Source organism: Salmonella sp. SJTUF15591 (assembly GCF_043356435.1).
Taxonomy (GTDB): domain Bacteria; phylum Pseudomonadota; class Gammaproteobacteria; order Enterobacterales; family Enterobacteriaceae; genus Salmonella; species Salmonella enterica.
The window spans coordinates 15,229-31,545 of the sequence record NZ_JBEUJO010000008.1 but is presented as its reverse complement, the minus strand read 5'-3'; the positions used below and the strand labels follow the sequence as shown (position 1 = coordinate 31,545).

Genomic DNA, 16,317 nt, shown 5'->3' with positions numbered 1-16,317 from the left:
GCTAAACCTGGCGGATGAGTGGTGTACAAAGCGCCGCGCAGAAGACATTATCAGGTCTCCTGTGCGGCGTTTTGCTTTTTATTCCGTTTCAACATTTCTGGACGTTTCATGAAGCAATTAACCATTCTGGGCTCGACCGGCTCTATTGGTTGCAGCACACTGGACGTGGTGCGCCATAATCCTGATAGCTTCCGCGTTATCGCGCTGGTGGCGGGTAAAAATGTCGCCCGCATGGCGGAGCAGTGCCTGGAGTTCTCGCCGCGTTATGCCGTGATGGACGATACGTCGAGCGCAGAACAGCTCGAAATAATGCTTCAGCAGCATGGCAGCCGCACCGAGGTTCTGAGCGGTCAGCAGGCTGCCTGTGAGATGGCGGCGCTTGATGAGGTCGGGCATGTGATGGCGGCCATTGTGGGCGCGGCTGGTTTACTGCCGACCCTGGCGGCGATTCGCGCAGGGAAGACGATTCTGCTGGCGAATAAAGAATCGCTGGTGACCTGCGGGCGGCTGTTTATGGACGAAGTAAAACGCAGCAACGCCCGGCTTTTACCCGTCGATAGCGAACATAACGCGATTTTTCAGAGTTTGCCGCAATCTATTCAGCATAATCTGGGATACGCTGACCTTGAGCAAAATGGCGTAACGTCGATTTTGCTTACCGGGTCTGGTGGCCCGTTTCGTGAAACGCCAATGTGCGATCTGGCAGCGATGACGCCGGATCAGGCATGTCGTCATCCGAACTGGTCGATGGGGCGAAAAATCTCCGTCGACTCCGCCACCATGATGAATAAAGGTCTGGAATACATTGAAGCGCGTTGGTTATTTAATGCCAGCGCACGTCAGATGGAAGTGTTGATCCATCCGCAATCGGTCATTCATTCGATGGTGCGTTATCAGGACGGCAGCGTCCTGGCGCAGCTTGGAGAACCTGACATGCGTACGCCTATTGCGCATACGATGGCATGGCCGAATCGCGTCACGTCCGGCGCGCAGCCGCTCGATTTTTGCAAACTCAGCGCGCTGACGTTTAGCGCGCCAGATTATCAGCGTTATCCATGCCTGAAGCTGGCGATGGAGGCGTTTGAGCAAGGTCAGGCGGCAACGACGGCGCTCAATGCGGCAAACGAAATCACCGTTGCCGCGTTTCTGGCGCAACAGATTCGTTTTACCGATATCGCCGGGCTCAATTTAGCGGTGCTGGAGAGGATGGATTTACAGGAACCGGCAAGCGTTGAGGGCGTATTGCAGGTTGACGCCATCGCGCGTGAAGTAGCCCGAAAACAAGTGATACGGCTCTCACGCTGACGATTATCCCGCGACAGAAGATCGTGCTATTTGTTAGCGTTGGGCTTCGGTGATATAGTCTGCGCCACCTGATCGCAGGTTTTTGGCTTTTTTCGGTCAGGTTAGCCGTGGTTTTACACGGCTTTTTTGTGGATACACAAAATCATTCAGGACGCATCGGGACGGCAGGCGAATACGTTCCCGGCGTGCGCAGACAGCGCACGACAGGGGCGATGAGGCGCAGTCATCCGCGAAGCGAACCGAAGAGAATGTGTATAAAGGCTTCAGTATTCCTGAGTACCGCTAAATCCTTTCAGGGACAAAAAACGCGTTATGTTGTCTGCAACTCAACCAGTAAGCGAAAATTTGCCAGCACATGGCTGCCGTCATGTTGCCATAATTATGGATGGCAATGGTCGCTGGGCGAAAAAGCAAGGGAAGATCCGGGCCTTTGGGCATAAAGCCGGGGCGAAGTCCGTCCGGCGAGCGGTCTCTTTTGCTGCCAATAACGGTATTGATGCGTTAACGCTGTATGCCTTTAGTAGTGAAAACTGGAACCGACCGGCGCAGGAAGTGAGCGCGTTAATGGAGCTGTTTGTGTGGGCGCTGGATAGCGAAGTCAAAAGCCTGCACCGCCATAACGTTCGCCTGCGTATTATCGGCGATATCAGCCGATTCAACTCACGTTTACAAGAACGTATTCGCAAATCAGAAGCGCTTACCGCCCATAATACGGGTCTAACGCTGAATATCGCTGCGAATTACGGCGGACGTTGGGATATTGTCCAGGGAGTCCGACAACTGGCGGAACAGGTGCAGGCTGGAGTGCTGCGCCCCGATCAGATTGATGAAGAGAGACTAGGCCAGCAAATCTGTATGCATGAGCTGGCGCCTGTGGATTTAGTAATTAGGACTGGGGGAGAGCATCGCATTAGTAACTTTTTGCTTTGGCAAATTGCCTATGCCGAACTTTACTTTACGGATGTTCTTTGGCCCGATTTCGATGAACAAGACTTTGAAGGTGCGCTGCATGCCTTTGCTAATCGAGAGCGTCGTTTCGGCGGTACCGAGCCTGGTGATGACAAAGCCTGATGGGGGTTGCTTTTGCTGAAGTATCGCCTGATTTCTGCTTTTGTGTTAATACCCGCGGTCATCGCTGCGCTTTTTTTATTGCCGCCGGTGGGGTTCGCCATTATTACGCTGGTTGTCTGTATGCTGGCCGCGTGGGAATGGGGACAGTTAAGCGGTTTCGCCGCGCGTTCACAGCGGGTTTGGCTGGCGGTGCTGTGTGGTCTGTTATTGGCGCTGATGCTATTTTTGTTGCCTGAGTATCATCACAACATTCGTCAACCGCTGGTTGAGATGTCGCTTTGGGCATCGTTAGGATGGTGGGTTGTCGCGCTACTGCTGGTGCTATTTTATCCCGGTTCGGCGGCAATCTGGCGCAACTCAAAAACATTGCGTCTCATTTTCGGTTTGTTAACTATTGTGCCATTTTTCTGGGGCATGCTGGCGCTGCGTGCCTGGCACTATGACGAGAATCATTACAGTGGCGCAATATGGCTACTCTATGTCATGATCCTGGTCTGGGGAGCGGACTCTGGCGCGTATATGTTTGGTAAATTGTTTGGCAAACATAAGCTGGCGCCGAAGGTTTCCCCGGGTAAAACCTGGCAAGGGTTTATCGGCGGGCTTGCTACGGCTGCCGTGATCTCATGGGGTTACGGTATGTGGGCGAATCTGAATGTTGCGCCTGTTATCTTGCTGATTTGCTCTGTGGTGGCGGCTCTGGCTTCTGTACTGGGCGACCTCACCGAGAGTATGTTTAAGCGCGAAGCAGGAATTAAGGATAGCGGCCACTTGATTCCAGGCCATGGCGGCATTCTGGACCGAATTGACAGCCTGACGGCTGCCGTACCGGTCTTTGCTTGCCTGTTGTTACTGGTGTTCAGGACGCTCTAACGGAAGGTTTTATGCTGAGTATTCTCTGGAATCTGGCTGCATTCATCATCGCACTGGGCGTGCTGATCACTGTGCATGAATTTGGTCATTTCTGGGTTGCCCGGCGCTGCGGTGTGCGAGTTGAGCGCTTTTCCATCGGTTTTGGCAAAGCGCTCTGGCGTCGTACCGATCGGTACGGCACCGAGTATGTCATCGCCCTGATCCCGCTGGGCGGCTACGTCAAAATGCTGGATGAACGCGCCGAACCGGTAGCGCCGGAATTGCGTCGTCACGCCTTCAATAACAAAACGGTGGGCCAGCGCGCCGCAATTATTGCCGCAGGTCCGGTTGCGAACTTCATTTTTGCTATCTTTGCTTACTGGCTGGTCTTTATCATCGGCGTCCCTGGCGTTCGTCCGGTCATTGGTGAAATAACGCCCAACTCGATTGCTGCGCAGGCGCAAATTGCGCCTGGTACGGAACTTAAAGCCGTTGATGGTATCGAAACCCCTGATTGGGATGCCGTGCGTTTACAACTGGTGTCCAAAATTGGCGATCAGCAGACGACGGTGAGCGTCGCGCCGTTTGGTAGCGACCAGCGGCAGGACAAAACGCTTGATTTACGTCACTGGGCATTTGAGCCTGATAAGCAAGATCCTGTATCTTCTTTAGGGATTCGGCCCCGCGGGCCACAGATTGAACCGGTACTGTCAGAAGTGCAGGCGAATTCCGCAGCCAGTAAAGCGGGTTTGCAAGCAGGCGACAGGATCGTTAAAGTCGATGGTCAGCCGTTAACGCAGTGGATGAAATTCGTGACGTTTGTACGCGATAATCCCGGTAAGCCGTTAGCGTTAGAGATTGAAAGGCAGGGGAGCGCCTTGTCGTTGACGTTAACGCCGGATACGAAATCGGTTAACGGAAAGGCGGAAGGGTTTGCAGGCGTGGTGCCTAAAATTATTCCTCTGCCGGAAGAGTACAAGACTATACGCCAGTATGGGCCTTTTAGCGCCATCCTCGAAGCCACGGATAAGACGTGGCAGTTGATGAAGCTGACGGTCAGTATGCTGGGTAAATTGATAACCGGTGATGTGAAACTGAACAACCTCAGTGGGCCGATTTCTATCGCTCAGGGGGCTGGGATGTCAGCGGAGTTCGGGGTGATTTATTACCTGATGTTCCTTGCGCTAATCAGCGTGAACTTAGGGATAATCAACCTGTTTCCGCTGCCCGTTCTTGACGGGGGTCATCTGCTGTTCCTGGCGATTGAAAAGCTTAAGGGCGGGCCGGTATCCGAGCGGGTTCAAGACTTTAGTTATCGCATTGGCTCGATTTTGCTGGTGTTGTTAATGGGGCTTGCACTTTTCAATGATTTCTCTCGGTTGTAAGAGAGTTAGTTAGGAAGAACGCATAATAACGATGGCGATGAAAAAGTTGCTCATAGCGTCGCTGCTGTTCAGCAGCGCCACCGTATACGGTGCTGAAGGGTTCGTAGTGAAGGACATTCATTTCGAAGGCCTGCAGCGAGTCGCCGTTGGTGCGGCTCTCCTCAGTATGCCGGTGCGCACAGGCGACACGGTTAATGATGAAGATATCAGTAACACCATTCGCGCTCTGTTCGCCACCGGCAACTTTGAGGACGTCCGCGTCCTGCGCGATGGTAATACCCTTCTGGTTCAGGTAAAAGAACGTCCGACCATTGCCAGCATCACTTTCTCCGGGAACAAGTCGGTGAAAGATGACATGCTCAAGCAAAACCTCGAAGCGTCTGGCGTACGTGTTGGCGAGTCTCTGGATCGCACCACGCTGTCTGATATCGAAAAAGGTCTGGAAGACTTTTACTATAGCGTAGGTAAATACAGCGCCAGCGTTAAGGCGGTCGTCACGCCGCTGCCGCGCAACCGTGTTGATCTTAAACTGGTGTTCCAGGAGGGCGTATCGGCGAAGATCCAACAGATCAACATCGTCGGTAACCATGCCTTTAGCACCGAAGAACTCATTTCTCATTTCCAGTTGCGTGACGAAGTGCCGTGGTGGAACGTCGTCGGCGATCGTAAATACCAGAAACAGAAGCTGGCGGGCGACCTTGAAACCTTGCGCAGCTACTATCTGGATCGCGGCTACGCGCGTTTCAATATTGACTCCACGCAAGTGAGTCTGACGCCGGATAAGAAAGGGATCTACATCACCGTCAATATCACCGAAGGCGATCAGTACAAGCTTTCCGGGGTTCAGGTGAGCGGTAACCTGGCCGGACATTCCGCTGAAATTGAGAAACTGACGAAAATTGAACCGGGCGAGCTCTATAACGGCACCAAAGTGACCAAAATGGAAGATGACATCAAAAAGCTTCTGGGTCGCTATGGTTACGCCTATCCGCGCGTGCAGTCACAGCCTGAAATTAACGATGCTGACAAAACCGTAAAACTGCGCGTAAACGTCGATGCGGGCAACCGTTTCTACGTGCGTAAGATCCGCTTTGAAGGCAACGACACCTCAAAAGATTCCGTTCTGCGCCGTGAAATGCGCCAGATGGAAGGGGCGTGGCTGGGCAGCGACCTGGTTGACCAGGGGAAAGAGCGTCTGAACCGTCTCGGCTTCTTTGAAACCGTCGACACCGACACGCAGCGCGTTCCGGGTAGCCCGGATCAGGTTGATGTGGTGTACAAGGTGAAAGAGCGCAACACCGGTAGCTTTAACTTCGGTATCGGTTACGGTACAGAAAGCGGCGTTAGCTTCCAGGCTGGCGTTCAGCAGGACAACTGGTTAGGTACCGGTTATTCCGTGGGGATTAACGGTACCAAAAACGACTACCAGACCTACAGCGAACTGTCCGTTACTAACCCATACTTTACCGTTGACGGCGTGAGCCTCGGTGGTCGTATCTTCTATAACGACTTTGAAGCGGATGATGCCGACCTGTCCGACTATACCAACAAGAGTTACGGTACGGACGTGACGCTTGGCTTCCCCATCAACGAGTACAACACGTTGCGTGCTGGTCTGGGTTATGTCCATAACAAACTGTCCAACATGCAGCCGCAGATTGCGATGGATCGTTATCTTGAGTCGATGGGCGACCCTGATGCCAGCGATTTTGCCGCTGACGACTTCACCTTTAACTACGGCTGGACCTATAACAAGCTTGACCGTGGTTATTTCCCGACGGACGGCTCGCGAGTCAACCTGACGGGTAAGGTGACGATCCCAGGTTCCGACAACGAATACTACAAAGTGTCGCTGGATACCGCGACCTATGTGCCTATTGATAACGATCACAAGTGGGTGGTTCTGGGGCGTACTCGTTGGGGTTACGGCGATGGTTTAGGCGGCAAGGAAATGCCGTTCTATGAGAACTTCTATGCCGGTGGTTCCAGTACCGTGCGTGGTTTCCAGTCGAATACTATCGGCCCGAAAGCGGTCTATAAAAATGGCGCCCACACTAGTTGGGACGATAATGATGATTACGAAGACTGTACTCAGGAATCAGGCTGTAAATCAGATGATGCGGTAGGTGGTAATGCCATGGCTGTCGCCAGCCTGGAATTTATTACCCCGACGCCGTTCATCAGCGAAAAGTATGCCAACTCGGTTCGTACCTCCTTCTTCTGGGATATGGGTACCGTTTGGGATACGAACTGGGATCCGTCATCTGCGCCGTCAGATGTACCGGACTACAGCGATCCAGGCAACATCCGTATGTCCGCGGGTATCGCATTACAATGGATGTCCCCATTGGGGCCGTTGGTCTTCTCCTACGCCCAGCCGTTTAAAAAGTACGATGGAGACAAAGCCGAGCAGTTCCAGTTTAACATTGGTAAAACCTGGTAATTGTTCACTGCAAAGGAATGCATTGGTAGTGTAGCGATGACTTTTGGCGATGCCCCCAGGGATCGCCAGGCCACGCAAAGAGCTGTACCTTCGGGTGCAAATGGGATGGTAAGGAGTTTATTGTGAAAAAGTGGTTATTAGCTGCAGGTCTTGGTTTGGCGATGGTAACGTCCGCACAGGCTGCTGACAAAATTGCAATCGTCAACATGGGTAATCTGTTCCAACAGGTTGCGCAGAAGACGGGTGTATCCAATACACTGGAAAACGAATTTAAAGGCCGTGCGGCTGAACTGCAAAAAATGGAAACCGATCTGCAATCTAAAATGCAGCGTCTGCAATCCATGAAAGCAGGTAGCGATCGTACTAAGCTGGAAAAAGACGTGATGTCTCAGCGCCAGACTTTCGCGCAAAAAGCGCAGGCTTTTGAGAAAGATCGCGCTCGTCGTTCCAACGAAGAACGCAACAAACTGGTGACTCGTATCCAGACTGCGGTGAAAAAAGTGGCTAACGACCAGAGTATCGATCTGGTGGTAGACGCAAACACCGTTGCTTACAACAGCAGCGATGTGAAAGACATCACCGCTGACGTACTGAAACAGGTTAAATAAGTAATGCCTTCAATTCGACTGGCTGACTTAGCAGAACAGTTGGATGCAGAATTACACGGTGATGGCGATATCGTCATCACCGGCGTTGCGTCCATGCAATCTGCAACAACAGGCCACATTACGTTTATGGTAAATCCTAAGTACCGTGAACACTTAGGTTTATGCCAGGCTTCTGCGGTTGTCATGACGCAGGACGATCTTCCTTTTGCCAAGAGCGCGGCGCTGGTAGTTAAAAATCCCTACCTGACCTACGCGCGCATGGCGCAAATTTTAGATACTACGCCGCAGCCCGCGCAGAATATCGCGCCAAGCGCCGTGATTGATGCGACGGCAACGCTGGGTAGCAATGTTTCAGTCGGCGCGAATGCGGTGATTGAATCTGGCGTACAACTGGGCGATAACGTGGTTATCGGCGCAGGCTGTTTCGTCGGAAAAAATAGCAAAATCGGGGCGGGTTCACGCTTGTGGGCGAACGTAACGATTTACCACGACATTCAGATCGGTGAGAATTGCCTGATCCAGTCCAGTACGGTGATCGGCGCGGACGGTTTTGGCTACGCTAACGATCGTGGCAACTGGGTGAAGATCCCACAACTGGGCCGGGTCATTATTGGCGATCGTGTCGAGATCGGCGCTTGTACCACCATTGACCGTGGCGCGTTGGATGATACTGTTATTGGCAATGGCGTGATTATTGATAATCAGTGCCAGATTGCACATAACGTCGTGATTGGCGACAATACGGCAGTTGCCGGTGGCGTCATTATGGCGGGTAGCCTGAAGATTGGCCGTTACTGCATGATTGGCGGCGCCAGCGTGATCAATGGGCATATGGAAATATGCGACAAAGTCACGGTAACTGGCATGGGTATGGTGATGCGTCCCATCACGGAACCGGGCGTCTACTCCTCAGGCATTCCGCTGCAACCCAACAAAGTATGGCGTAAAACTGCTGCATTGGTGATGAACATTGATGATATGAGCAAGCGTCTCAAAGCGATTGAGCGCAAGGTTAATCAACAAGACTAACGTTTCGCCTTGTAGTTGCCATTCTTTTCCGGCCTGTCACATTCATACGATTGCGGCAGGCCGTGTTATTATTGCCTTTTTGTATATTTGGACAGGAAGAGTATTTTGACTACTAACACTCATACTCTGCAGATTGAAGAGATTTTAGAGCTTCTGCCGCACCGTTTTCCGTTTTTACTGGTCGATCGCGTGCTGGACTTTGAAGAAGGTCGTTTTCTGCGTGCGGTGAAAAATGTCTCCGTCAACGAGCCGTTTTTCCAGGGACACTTCCCGGGCAAACCGATTTTGCCAGGCGTGCTGATTCTGGAAGCGATGGCGCAGGCAACCGGTATTCTGGCGTTTAAAAGCGTTGGGAAACTGGAACCTGGCGAACTGTATTATTTCGCGGGTATTGATGAAGCGCGCTTTAAGCGTCCGGTGGTGCCAGGCGATCAGATGATCATGGAAGTCACTTTCGAGAAAACGCGCCGTGGCCTGACCCGCTTTAAAGGGGTTGCGCTGGTCGACGGTAAAGTTGTGTGCGAAGCAACCATGATGTGTGCTCGTAGCCGGGAGGCCTGATTCGTGATTGATAAATCCGCCTTTATTCATCCTACCGCCATTGTGGAAGACGGCGCTGTAATTGGCGCTAATGCCCACATTGGTCCCTTTTGTATTGTTGGGCCGCAGGTCGAAATTGGTGAGGGAACCGTACTGAAGTCTCATGTGGTCGTGAATGGTCAAACCAAAATCGGCCGCGACAACGAGATTTATCAGTTTGCCTCCATCGGTGAAGTGAACCAGGATCTGAAATATGCGGGTGAGCCGACCCGTGTGGAAATTGGCGATCGTAACCGCATCCGCGAAAGCGTCACCATTCATCGTGGTACAGTGCAGGGCGGTGGGTTGACGAAGGTGGGTAGCGATAACCTGCTGATGATCAATGCGCATGTCGCACATGATTGTACGGTAGGTAATCGCTGTATCCTCGCCAACAACGCCACGCTGGCGGGGCACGTATCAGTCGATGATTTTGCGATCATCGGCGGTATGACGGCAGTTCATCAATTCTGCATTATCGGTGCGCATGTGATGGTCGGCGGCTGCTCCGGCGTGGCGCAGGATGTCCCTCCGTATGTGATTGCGCAGGGTAACCATGCGACGCCGTTCGGGGTAAATATTGAAGGGCTGAAGCGTCGCGGCTTTAGCCGTGAAGGGCTGGTGGCGATTCGTAATGCCTACAAACTGTTGTACCGCAGTGGTAAAACGCTCGACGAAGCGAAGCTGGAAATCGCTGAACTTGCTGAAAAGCATCCGGAAGTGAAGGCGTTTACCGAGTTCTTTGAGCGTTCAACGCGCGGTCCGATTCGTTAATGGCGGCACAGCGTCCTTTAACGATTGCCCTGGTCGCCGGTGAAACGTCCGGCGATATTCTTGGCGCAGGCTTAATTCGTGCGCTGAAAGCGCGCGTACCCAACGCCCGCTTTGTGGGCGTTGCGGGGCCGCGTATGCAGGCCGAAGGGTGTGAAGCCTGGTACGAAATGGAAGAGCTGGCGGTCATGGGCATTGTTGAAGTGCTCGGACGTTTACGCCGTTTGTTGCATATCCGCGCCGATCTGACCCGCCGTTTTACCGAACTCAAGCCCGATGTCTTTGTCGGGATTGATGCCCCTGATTTCAATATTACCCTCGAAGGTAATCTGAAAAAACAAGGGATTAAGACCATTCATTATGTCAGCCCGTCCGTTTGGGCCTGGCGACAGAAACGCGTTTTCAAAATAGGCAGATCCACCCATATGGTGTTGGCTTTTCTGCCTTTCGAAAAAGCGTTTTACGATAAATTTAACGTCCCGTGCCGCTTTATCGGTCACACCATGGCGGATGCCATGCCGCTGGACCCGGATAAAAATGCGGCGCGCGATGTGCTGGGTATCCCGCATGACGCCCATTGTCTGGCGCTACTGCCTGGCAGCCGTGGCGCGGAAGTGGAAATGCTCAGCGCCGATTTCCTGAAAACCGCACAATTACTGCGACAGCGCTATCCCGATCTGGAAGTGGTAGTGCCGCTGGTGAACGCGAAACGCCGCGAGCAGTTTGAAAAAATTAAAGCGGAGGTTGCGCCGGATCTCGCCGTTCATTTGCTGGACGGCATGGCGCGCGAGGCGATGATCGCCAGCGACGCGGCTCTGCTGGCCTCGGGTACGGCGGCGCTGGAGTGTATGCTGGCAAAATGCCCGATGGTAGTGGGATATCGTATGAAGCCCTTCACTTTCTGGCTGGCGAAACGTCTGGTGAAAACGGAGTATGTGTCTTTGCCTAACCTGCTGGCGGGAAGAGAATTAGTCAAAGAGCTGTTGCAGGAAGAGTGCGAACCGCAAAAACTCGCCGAAGCGCTGTTGCCGCTACTGGCGAACGGTAAAACCAGCCATGCGATGCACGACACCTTCCGTGAACTGCATCAGCAGATCCGCTGTAATGCCGATGAGCAGGCGGCAGATGCCGTCCTGGAGTTAGCACAATGATCGAATTTGTTTATCCACACACCCATTTAGTGGCGGGTGTGGATGAAGTGGGCCGTGGCCCGCTGGTGGGCGCCGTAGTGACCGCCGCCGTGATCCTCGATCCGGCGCGTCCGATCGTCGGTCTGAATGATTCCAAAAAATTGTCTGAAAAGCGTCGTCTGTCATTGTATGACGAGATTAAAGAAAAGGCGTTAAGCTGGAGTCTGGGACGCGCGGAAGCGCATGAAATTGATGAGCTGAATATTTTGCACGCCACCATGCTCGCCATGCAGCGCGCTGTCGCTGGTCTGCATATTGCGCCAGAATATGTGCTGATCGACGGCAATCGCTGTCCGGAGCTGCCTGTGCCGTCAATGGCCGTGGTGAAAGGCGACAGCCGCGTGGCGGAGATTAGCGCGGCGTCTATTCTGGCGAAAGTCACCCGCGACGCAGAAATGGCGGCGCTGGATATCGTTTTTCCTCAGTATGGCTTTGCGCAGCACAAAGGCTATCCAACCGCTTTTCATCTGGAAAAGTTGGCACAGTATGGCGCGACGGCGCACCACCGACGCAGTTTTGCGCCTGTTAAACGCGCTCTGGGACTTGTGTCCTGATTCTTGTATCGAGAAATCTGAAGATGTCTGAACCACGTTTCGTTCACCTGCGGGTGCACAGCGACTACTCTATGATCGATGGGCTGGCGAAGACCGGGCCGCTGGTGAAAAAGGCGGCCTCATTAGGTATGCCTGCGCTGGCGATCACCGATTTTACCAACCTCTGCGGTCTGGTGAAGTTCTACGGAGCGGGTCATGGCGCGGGCATTAAACCCATCGTCGGGGCGGACTTTAATGTTCACAACGAACTGCTGGGAGATGAGCTGACTCATCTGACGGTACTGGCGGCGAATAATACGGGATACCAGAACCTGACGTTGCTGATCTCGAAAGCGTATCAGCGCGGCTACGGCGCGGCAGGCCCGATTATTGAGCGCGACTGGCTGGTAGAGCTTAAAGAAGGTTTGATCCTGCTTTCCGGCGGGCGCATGGGCGACGTAGGCCGCTGTCTGCTACGCGGCAACCAGGCGCTGGTGGAGGAGTGCGTTGCTTTCTATGAAGCGCATTTTCCCGAACGCTACTTCCTGGAACTGATCCGTACCGGCAGACAGGATGAAGAGACCTATCTCCATGCTGCGGTTGAGCTGGCTGAGGCACGTGGTTTGCCGGTTGTCGCGACAAACGATGTCCGTTTTCTTGAAAGCGATGATTTTGACGCCCATGAAATTCGTGTCGCGATCCACGACGGTTTCACGCTCGACGATCCTAAACGTCCACGCAATTATTCACCGCAGCAGTATATGCGCAGTGAAGAAGAAATGTGCGAGCTGTTCTCCGATATTCCGGAGGCGCTGGAAAATACGGTGGAGATTGCCAAACGCTGCAACGTAACGGTGCGTCTGGGTGAATATTTCCTGCCGCAGTTCCCGACCGGCGATATGACCACCGAAGATTATCTGGTCAAAAAAGCGAAAGAGGGGCTGGAAGAGCGTCTGGCTTTCCTGTTTCCGGACGAAGAAGAGCGCAAAAAGCGTCGCCCGGAATATGACGAGCGTCTGGATATTGAACTACAGGTTATCAACCAGATGGGGTTCCCTGGCTACTTCCTCATCGTGATGGAGTTTATCCAGTGGTCAAAAGATAACGGCGTGCCGGTAGGGCCGGGACGTGGTTCCGGGGCCGGTTCGTTGGTGGCCTACGCGCTGAAAATTACCGACCTTGATCCGCTGGAATTTGACCTGCTGTTCGAACGTTTCCTGAACCCGGAACGTGTCTCGATGCCTGACTTCGACGTCGACTTCTGTATGGAGAAACGCGACCAGGTGATTGAGCACGTCGCAGACATGTACGGGCGTGATGCGGTATCGCAAATTATCACCTTCGGTACGATGGCGGCGAAAGCCGTTATCCGCGATGTAGGCCGAGTGCTGGGGCATCCGTACGGTTTTGTCGATCGTATCTCGAAGCTGGTGCCGCCCGATCCGGGCATGACGCTGGCAAAAGCCTTTGAAGCGGAACCGCAACTGCCGGAAATTTACGAGGCGGATGAAGAGGTCAGAGCGCTGATCGATATGGCGCGTAAGCTTGAAGGCGTCACGCGTAACGCCGGTAAGCACGCTGGCGGCGTGGTCATCGCGCCGACCAAAATTACCGACTTTGCGCCGCTGTACTGCGATGAAGAGGGCAAGCATCCGGTTACCCAGTTTGATAAAAGTGACGTGGAATATGCCGGGCTGGTGAAGTTCGACTTCCTCGGTTTGCGTACGCTGACCATCATCAACTGGGCGCTGGAGATGATCAACAAGCGGCGCGAGAAAAACGGCGAGCCGCCGCTGGATATCGCCGCCATTCCGCTGGACGATAAAAAAAGCTTCGACATGCTGCAGCGCTCGGAAACCACGGCGGTCTTCCAGCTTGAATCGCGCGGCATGAAAGATCTGATCAAACGTCTGCAGCCGGACTGCTTTGAAGATATGATCGCGCTTGTGGCCCTGTTCCGTCCCGGTCCGTTGCAGTCAGGGATGGTAGACAACTTTATCGACCGTAAGCACGGTCGTGAAGAACTCTCTTACCCGGACGTTCAGTGGCAGCATGAAAGCCTGAAGCCGGTACTGGAGCCGACCTACGGCATCATTCTGTATCAGGAACAGGTGATGCAGATTGCCCAGGTACTTTCCGGGTATACTCTCGGCGGCGCGGATATGCTGCGTCGTGCGATGGGTAAGAAAAAGCCGGAAGAAATGGCCAAACAGCGTTCCGTTTTTGAAGAGGGCGCGAAAAAGAACGGTATCGACGGCGAACTGGCGATGAAAATCTTTGACCTAGTGGAGAAATTCGCCGGTTACGGGTTTAACAAATCGCACTCCGCCGCTTATGCGCTGGTTTCTTACCAGACGCTATGGCTAAAGGCGCACTATCCGGCTGAATTTATGGCGGCGGTGATGACTGCCGATATGGACAACACCGAGAAGGTCGTCGGCCTGGTGGACGAGTGCTGGCGGATGGGACTGAAAATTCTGCCGCCGGATATTAACTCCGGATTATACCATTTCCACGTTAATGATGAGGGCGAGATCGTCTACGGTATCGGCGCGATCAAAGGCGTCGGCGAAGGGCCGATCGAAGCGATCATCGACGCGCGTAATCAGGGCGGCTATTTCCGCGAACTGTTTGATCTGTGCGCGCGGACCGATACCAAAAAGCTCAACCGCCGGGTGCTGGAAAAGCTGATCATGTCCGGGGCGTTCGACCGCCTGGGGCCGCACCGCGCCGCGCTGATGAACTCATTGGGCGATGCGCTGAAAGCCGCCGACCAGCACGCCAAAGCGGAAGCTATCGGTCAGGCGGATATGTTCGGCGTACTGGCGGAAGAGCCGGAGCAAATCGAGCAATCCTATGCCAGCTGCCAGCCGTGGCCGGAGCAGGTGGTGTTAGATGGGGAACGTGAAACGTTGGGTCTGTACCTGACGGGCCACCCCATCAATCAGTATTTAAAAGAAATTGAGCGCTATGTCGGCGGGGTAAGGCTCAAAGACATGCATCCGACAGAACGTGGTAAAGTCACCACGGCTGCGGGGCTCGTGATTGCCGCAAGGGTTATGGTCACCAAGCGCGGCAATCGTATCGGCATCTGTACGCTGGATGACCGTTCCGGGCGTCTGGAAGTGATGTTATTTACCGACGCGCTGGATAAATACCAGCAGTTGCTGGAAAAAGACCGCATACTTATCGTCAGCGGACAGGTCAGCTTTGATGACTTCAGCGGGGGGCTTAAAATGACCGCCCGCGAAGTGATGGATATTGACGAAGCTCGCGAAAAATACGCTCGCGGGCTTGCTATCTCGCTGACGGACAGGCAAATTGATGACCAGCTTTTAAACCGACTCCGTCAGTCTCTGGAACCCCACCGCTCGGGGACCATTCCAGTACATCTCTACTATCAGAGGGCGGATGCGCGTGCGCGGCTGCGTTTTGGCGCAACGTGGCGTGTCTCTCCGAGCGATCGTTTACTTAACGATCTGCGTGGCCTCATTGGTTCGGAGCAGGTGGAACTGGAGTTTGACTAATACAGGAATACTATGAGTCTGAATTTCCTTGATTTTGAACAGCCGATAGCAGAGCTGGAAGCGAAAATCGATTCTCTGACTGCGGTAAGCCGCCAGGATGAGAAACTGGATATTAATATCGATGAAGAAGTCCATCGCCTGCGCGAAAAAAGCGTAGAACTGACGCGCAAAATCTTCGCCGATCTCGGCGCATGGCAGGTAGCCCAACTGGCGCGCCATCCGCAGCGTCCGTACACCCTGGATTATGTTCGTCTGGCGTTTGATGAGTTTGATGAGCTGGCGGGCGATCGCGCCTATGCTGATGACAAAGCCATCGTCGGCGGTATCGCGCGTCTGGAAGGGCGGCCGGTGATGATCATTGGTCATCAGAAAGGTCGTGAAACCAAAGAAAAAATTCGTCGTAACTTTGGCATGCCAGCGCCGGAAGGCTACCGCAAAGCGCTGCGCCTGATGGAAATGGCTGAACGCTTCAACATGCCGATTATCACCTTCATCGACACCCCGGGCGCTTACCCTGGCGTGGGCGCGGAAGAGCGTGGTCAGTCTGAAGCTATCGCCCGCAACCTGCGAGAGATGTCTCGTCTGAACGTACCGGTCATCTGCACCGTGATTGGCGAAGGCGGCTCCGGCGGCGCATTGGCGATTGGCGTGGGTGATAAAGTGAATATGCTGCAATACAGCACCTATTCCGTTATCTCCCCGGAAGGTTGCGCCTCTATTTTGTGGAAGAGCGCCGACAAAGCGCCATTGGCTGCTGAAGCGATGGGCATCATCGCGCCGCGTCTGAAAGAGCTGAAGCTCATCGATTCCATCATTCCGGAGCCGCTGGGCGGCGCGCACCGTAATCCGGAAGCGATGGCGGCATCGCTAAAAGCGCAGCTGCTGGAAGATTTAGCCGATCTCGATGTGTTAAGCACCGATGATTTAAAAAACCGTCGTTACCAGCGTTTGATGAGCTACGGTTACGCTTAATCATTTACCTCATTTTTCCCAGGAGACCGGATAATCCGGCCTCTTTTTTTTGGAC

13 protein-coding genes are annotated in these 16,317 nt (G+C 53.6%); all 13 read left to right on the top strand.

Annotated features, from left to right (window positions below; all coding sequences use genetic code 11):
- The first annotated feature begins 108 nt into the window (after positions 1 to 108).
- The 13 genes from ispC (at position 109) to accA (ending at position 16,262) form a co-directional block, all read left to right on the top strand.
- Positions 109 to 1,305 carry a 1-deoxy-D-xylulose-5-phosphate reductoisomerase gene (gene ispC / locus ABVM99_RS17930; RefSeq protein WP_023195593.1) on the top strand — a complete coding sequence of 399 codons (1,197 nt, stop codon included), beginning with the start codon at positions 109 to 111 and terminating at the stop codon, positions 1,303 to 1,305.
- A gap of 312 nt (positions 1,306 to 1,617) precedes the next feature.
- Positions 1,618 to 2,376 (top strand): (2E,6E)-farnesyl-diphosphate-specific ditrans,polycis-undecaprenyl-diphosphate synthase, encoded by a 759-nt coding sequence (gene ispU, locus ABVM99_RS17925; RefSeq protein WP_000947413.1) that lies wholly within the window; start codon positions 1,618 to 1,620, stop codon positions 2,374 to 2,376.
- Between the two features lie 12 nt (positions 2,377 to 2,388).
- On the top strand, positions 2,389 to 3,246 hold the full coding sequence (gene cdsA, locus ABVM99_RS17920) for a phosphatidate cytidylyltransferase (protein WP_000922422.1): 858 nt from the start codon (positions 2,389 to 2,391) through the stop codon (positions 3,244 to 3,246).
- Positions 3,247 to 3,257: 11 nt separating this feature from the next.
- A complete protein-coding gene (rseP, locus tag ABVM99_RS17915) occupies positions 3,258 to 4,610 on the top strand; it encodes a sigma E protease regulator RseP (RefSeq protein ID WP_000949017.1) in 1,353 nt (450 codons plus the stop codon).
- 31 nt (positions 4,611 to 4,641) lie between these two features.
- On the top strand, positions 4,642 to 7,053 hold the full coding sequence (gene bamA / locus ABVM99_RS17910) for an outer membrane protein assembly factor BamA (RefSeq protein ID WP_001240922.1): 2,412 nt from the start codon (positions 4,642 to 4,644) through the stop codon (positions 7,051 to 7,053).
- Between the two features lie 122 nt (positions 7,054 to 7,175).
- A complete protein-coding gene (skp, locus tag ABVM99_RS17905; protein WP_000758966.1) occupies positions 7,176 to 7,661 on the top strand; it encodes a molecular chaperone Skp in 486 nt (161 codons plus the stop codon).
- Between the two features lie 3 nt (positions 7,662 to 7,664).
- A complete protein-coding gene (lpxD, locus tag ABVM99_RS17900; protein WP_001139265.1) occupies positions 7,665 to 8,690 on the top strand; it encodes a UDP-3-O-(3-hydroxymyristoyl)glucosamine N-acyltransferase in 1,026 nt (341 codons plus the stop codon).
- A 105-nt stretch (positions 8,691 to 8,795) separates the two neighbouring features.
- A complete protein-coding gene (gene fabZ, locus ABVM99_RS17895) occupies positions 8,796 to 9,251 on the top strand; it encodes a 3-hydroxyacyl-ACP dehydratase FabZ (protein ID WP_000210741.1) in 456 nt (151 codons plus the stop codon).
- Positions 9,252 to 9,254: 3 nt separating this feature from the next.
- The gene (lpxA, locus tag ABVM99_RS17890) at positions 9,255 to 10,043 is read left to right on the top strand and encodes an acyl-ACP--UDP-N-acetylglucosamine O-acyltransferase (RefSeq protein WP_000565950.1); all 789 of its coding nucleotides are present in this window, start codon (positions 9,255 to 9,257) and stop codon (positions 10,041 to 10,043) included.
- Entirely contained in the window at positions 10,043 to 11,191 is a 1,149-nt protein-coding gene (lpxB, locus tag ABVM99_RS17885) for a lipid-A-disaccharide synthase (protein WP_000741216.1), read from the top strand. Before lpxA ends, lpxB begins: the two co-directional genes overlap by 1 nt.
- Positions 11,188 to 11,784 carry a ribonuclease HII gene (gene rnhB / locus ABVM99_RS17880; protein WP_000569412.1) on the top strand — a complete coding sequence of 199 codons (597 nt, stop codon included), beginning with the start codon at positions 11,188 to 11,190 and terminating at the stop codon, positions 11,782 to 11,784. The genes lpxB and rnhB overlap by 4 nt, the downstream gene beginning before the upstream one ends.
- 23 nt (positions 11,785 to 11,807) lie before the next feature.
- Positions 11,808 to 15,290, top strand: a complete 3,483-nt coding sequence (dnaE, locus tag ABVM99_RS17875; RefSeq protein WP_001294834.1) for a DNA polymerase III subunit alpha — start codon at positions 11,808 to 11,810, stop codon at positions 15,288 to 15,290.
- Between the two features lie 12 nt (positions 15,291 to 15,302).
- Complete coding sequence (accA, locus tag ABVM99_RS17870) at positions 15,303 to 16,262, top strand: acetyl-CoA carboxylase carboxyl transferase subunit alpha (protein WP_000055753.1); 960 nt, start codon at positions 15,303 to 15,305, stop codon at positions 16,260 to 16,262.
- The last annotated feature ends 55 nt before the right edge of the window (positions 16,263 to 16,317 follow it).